Origin of the sequence: Streptococcus parasanguinis (assembly GCF_001578955.1) — a bacterium.
Classification (GTDB): Bacteria; Bacillota; Bacilli; order Lactobacillales; family Streptococcaceae; genus Streptococcus; species Streptococcus parasanguinis_U.
In genome coordinates this window covers 458,140-462,592 of record NZ_KQ969690.1, presented here as the reverse complement: position 1 = coordinate 462,592, position 4,453 = coordinate 458,140, and the positions used below count along the sequence as shown (strand labels likewise).

At 42.4% G+C, this 4,453-nt stretch carries 5 protein-coding genes; all 5 read right to left on the bottom strand.

Annotated features, from left to right (window positions below; translation table 11 throughout):
* On the bottom strand, window positions 1–414 hold a 414-nt coding region (locus tag SPADD19_RS06120; RefSeq protein ID WP_061455524.1), incomplete at its 3' end, for an NUDIX hydrolase.
* Between the two features lie 9 nt (window positions 415–423).
* A complete protein-coding gene (locus tag SPADD19_RS06115; protein WP_061455523.1) occupies window positions 424–1,077 on the bottom strand; it encodes a uracil-DNA glycosylase in 654 nt (217 codons plus the stop codon).
* A gap of 130 nt (window positions 1,078–1,207) precedes the next feature.
* Window positions 1,208–2,710: a glycosyltransferase family 39 protein gene (locus SPADD19_RS06110; protein WP_061455522.1), complete on the bottom strand. Its 1,503-nt coding sequence runs from the start codon at window positions 2,708–2,710 to the stop codon at window positions 1,208–1,210.
* 575 nt (window positions 2,711–3,285) lie between these two features.
* Window positions 3,286–3,918: an orotate phosphoribosyltransferase gene (gene pyrE, locus SPADD19_RS06100; RefSeq protein WP_003003338.1), complete on the bottom strand. Its 633-nt coding sequence runs from the start codon at window positions 3,916–3,918 to the stop codon at window positions 3,286–3,288.
* Between the two features lie 402 nt (window positions 3,919–4,320).
* The coding region (locus SPADD19_RS12685; RefSeq protein ID WP_241496523.1) for an orotidine 5'-phosphate decarboxylase / HUMPS family protein at window positions 4,321–4,453 on the bottom strand (133 nt) is incomplete at its 5' end.

The window sequence follows — 4,453 nt, the reverse complement described above, 5'->3', positions numbered from 1 at the left end:
AAACATTGCTGAAAAGAAGGGTTTATCCTCCAACAACCACTCGACAAAAGTGTGGTCCCCTTCCCAGGTTGGTTTTGAGAGGACTTGATCATAAGGTACCCACTCCAAGGTCCCTTCGTTACACTCGATCAGTTCTCCCTCAAAATCTGTTACCTTGAAGACATAGGTGTACCAGTCCAAATCTGGAGTAAACTCCGGAAAGGTAATGATCCCTTTTAAGACTGGCTTGGCTCTAAGGCCCGTCTCCTCAAAAATCTCACGCGCAGCACACTCCTGTGGGGTTTCCCCGCGTTCTAATTTTCCTCCAACTCCGATCCATTTACCTTCATGGACATCATTGGGCTTTTTATTGCGATGCAACATGAGAAATTCTTTCCCATTGTCAATGTAACAAATCGTTGCTAATTGTGGCATTTCTTTCTCCTATCTTAACCAATCAATCGGCTCGCGTCCCGCATCTTTCAAAAATTGATTGGTTTTTGAAAAGGGTTGGGAACCAAAGAATCCTCGGTAGGCCGATAAGGGACTTGGGTGAGCTGATTCAAGGACTAAATGTCGATCGTGGGTAATCAGAGGCTTTTTCTTACGGGCATAAGATCCCCAGAGGATAAAGACAACAGGCTCCTCCAACTCATTGACCACCTTGATCACAGCATCTGTGAAAGGCTCCCAAATTTGTCCTGCATGACCATTAGCCTGACCAGCTGGAACCGTCAAACAGGCATTGAGCAAGAGCACCCCTTGCTCCGCCCAAGAGGTCAGATCATGGGAACGCTTCTCTCCAATATCTGAACGCAATTCTTTGAGAATGTTTTGCAAAGACGGTGGCGCTGGTAAATGATCCGGAACAGAAAAACTTAAGCCTTGCGCTTGATCCGGTCCATGGTAGGGATCTTGGCCTAAGATCAAGACCTTGACCTGATCCATCTCTGTCGTCTGCAAGGCCTTAAAGACCTTGTCACGCGGTGGATAAACCACTCCTTTGCTGTAGACTTCATTCATAAAGTCATTGATCTGGTGAAAATACCCTTCTGGAAGATGGGATTTGATGGCTTCATGCCAGGGTGAATGTTGCATGGAAACTCTCCGCTATCCAATAAATTCTTACCTTTCATTATACCACATTTAATGCAGATCCACTGGATAAAAAAGAGGATGGACATTTTTGTCCAACCTCTATTGCTGCCTGTCAAACAAGCCAGAGCTTTTATGTATTTTCTTTCTTGGTAAATCCTGCTAGACCGATCGAAGCGACTAGTAAAATTTGCGGTAAGAATTGGATGAGGTAACGGGTCTTCCCACCTTCAAAGATGGTTAAGAAGAGCAAGCCACCAAAGACCGCTAAGGAAAGGAAGTTAAAGTCATCTGTATCTCGACGTTTGAAATAAGCCCCAACCAAACCAGCCGATAGAACGATCCAGATCACCTGCTTCACAAATTCATAATACTTGTATTGCGGGCGATCAATGCTAAGGAAATAGTTCCGCACCCATTTTGCCAGACCATTATTTTTAGTCAGGGGTGCATAGAGAGGGTTAATCAAAGGCGTCTTCTCATACTCTACATCTCGGTACAACCAGCCAAGGGTTCCTTCTGCTACCGTCAAGGATTGCTTGTAGTAGATATGACCGATCAAACCTAAAGGTCCATATTCCTTGAGACGGCGCTTGATTTCTTTGATCACATTTTCCTTTTTAAATAGGCCATTGTTGTAATCTGAGCGCTTGTCCTCATCGATATAGGCCAACAATCCCTCTTTCATATCTTCTTGGTTATGACCCATATCCGTCAAGCCCAGATTGATAAACAAGAGCGGTCCTTTAGCCAACCCTTCTTGTTTCAAGATCGGTACAACTGTTTGATGATTGACCGCTGTATTCAATCCTGCAAAGACAAAGCCTGTCATCATGACTGTCACCGTAGCAATCTTTCCAAAGGTCTTCCAATTTCCTCTGAAGAAGAGCACAGCCCAAAAGGCAATCATGACAATAATCGTCGTTGGACGGATCAACATGGTCACGCCAGATAAGATTCCCAAGCCAACAATCTTCTTCCAAGAGCCTGCTTGATCTTCTTTCAAGAGATCCAAGGCCCACCACAATTGAAGGGCAATCAATGGAAGAGGCGGAATGTCCGTGTACATGGAATAGAAATACGGCGAGTAACAGATCAAGCTCACATAGAAGAGATAGACCAGATCAGCTGTATTTTGATTGAAATGCTTCTGAGATAGCTTATACAAGAGGACTGCACCCAGATTAACATAGAGGATATTGAGAGCCTGCATGACCCACAGACCGCTAGATCCAAATAAGACATAGAAAAACTTCTCGTAAAGAAAGAGCGGAATGTTATTGGGATTGCGACTGAGGTAGTTGGTGATAGAGGATTGCTTAAGAAGATCAAATGCCCCTTTGAAAACAACCGCAGCATCCCGACGGATAAAGAGCTCCGCACAGACCATGACAATCAACTGAAAGACAACCGCTCCAAGCAAGAAGCCTTTTTTGTGTTGGGTCAACCAAGCAAAGGCACTCTTTAGCCCATCGCGTTTCAGCCAGGCTAGCAGAAATAGCAATATAGCACCTAAAATGGCTAGCCATGAAATCTCTCTCAGATAGGTCACACTGATCAAGAACCAGTGGACCATCACTAGCAACATGACAACATGAAGCATCCCAAATAGAATACGTTTACTTTTCGATAACATAGGTCCATTATATCAAAAAAACAGCATTTCTGCTGTTTTGGACTGACTATCAACTGTAAAGTGCAAGGAAAAGTTGTTCTGAAATGTAATTTATTAACATACTCATTTTAGCGAAGCAATTTTTAAACCTTCACCTTAACTTTCAATACTAAAAAACTAGGATTAAAATACTTAACGACCCAAGATAAATTCCAACCGTTAGAATCATTCCGATTTTATAAAAACCGACTAAGCCGGCATATCGTTCGACAAAACCAATCTGTGGGTCGACTGGATTATAAAAGACTGTCATGGGAGACCCGATTGGGAATATCATCTGCAAATTCAGATTTTTGCCGGCTCCAAGAATATAGGTTCTATCGAAAACATTGGCCTGCCTAGATTTGGAAGAAGTCTCCCTGAAATAAGCGTAGGTGAAGGTATTTTGGCGTCTTTCACCCCCGACTTGATACTCCACCACAGGTAGGGAAATAGGCAATTACTACTATCATACCGGATTTTACTTTGAGTTTCAAGTTAACTACCAACTAATGAAAAGAGTATAAAAAAGAAGCGTTAGAAACGCTTCAGTTGTATTATTTATTTTGCCACGTTTCTTGGTTTTCCTTGAAACGGTGTAACAACTCTAAACCTTCAGAAGTGATGTAACCTTGTTCTTCTGCCAAATGAATCAATTCTGTATAGTTAGACAAGGTTTCAAGTTGAACGCCAGCTTCCGCAAATTTCTTATCTGCTTTCTCCAATTGGTAGGTGAAGATAGCTACGACACCAAGGACGTCCGCTCCTTCACGCTTGGCAGCTGCGACGGCATCCAAGACAGATCCACCAGTAGAAATCAAATCTTCCACTACGACCATCTTTTGACCTTGTGGTACACGGCCTTCAATTTGATTACCAGCACCGTGGTCTTTTGGTTTACTACGAATGTAGGCAAATGGCAAATTCATCTTGTCCGCAATAATCGCACCGTGAGGAATCCCTGCAGTTGCAGTTCCTGCAATCACTTCTACTTCAGGGAAAGCTTCCTTGATTTTATCTACAAATCCATTTTCGATCAAGGTACGAGTTTCAGGATAAGCGAGGGTTACACGGTTATCTGTATAAATAGGGGACTTGATCCCAGATGCCCAAGTAAAAGGTTCTTCTGGTTTCAAATAAACGGCTTCGATTTTCAAAAGATGGCTAGCAATATCTTTAGCTAATGACATGACGACTCCTTTTTACGATTTTAATCATATACGAATTAAATCAATTATTGATTTAAACAACAACATTACAGGTTAGTGAATGCGTTAGGGAAGGTCCCACAGGACTTTTTAAATTCCGACACTTAGTTGAAAGAAACGATCATTTTCTTTCAAGTAAGTTAGTGAATAGTTTAGGGAAGGCCCTATCGGGCTCCGATTATTCCGACGATCACAGAAGAGAAACGATCATTTTCTCTTCTGTGATCTAGTGAATGCGTTAGGGAAGGTCCCATGGACTTTTTAAGTTCCGACACTTAGTTGAAAGAAACGATCATTTTCTTTCAACTAAGTTAGTGAATAGTTTAGGGAAGGCCCTATCGGGCTTCCCGTAGAACGTCTTGAAGCACAGCTTCTAAGACGTTCTTAACTATTCCACTGTCTCTTAATTTCATGGTAAGCATCCCATGGGTTTTCTGCTTGAATAATTGGACGTCCAACAACAATATAGTCAGATCCAATTTTATGAGCTTCTTGTGGCGTCATGACCCGTTTTTGG

What these genes read in the sequence shown, in the direction of transcription:
- SPADD19_RS06115 (WP_061455523.1), bottom strand. Translation starts at nt 1,077, where the DNA reads ATGCAACATTCACCCTGGCATGAAGCCATCAAATCCCATCTTCCAGAA.
- SPADD19_RS06110 (WP_061455522.1), bottom strand. Translation starts at nt 2,710, where the DNA reads ATGTTATCGAAAAGTAAACGTATTCTATTTGGGATGCTTCATGTTGTC.
- pyrE (WP_003003338.1), bottom strand. Translation starts at nt 3,918, where the DNA reads ATGTCATTAGCTAAAGATATTGCTAGCCATCTTTTGAAAATCGAAGCC.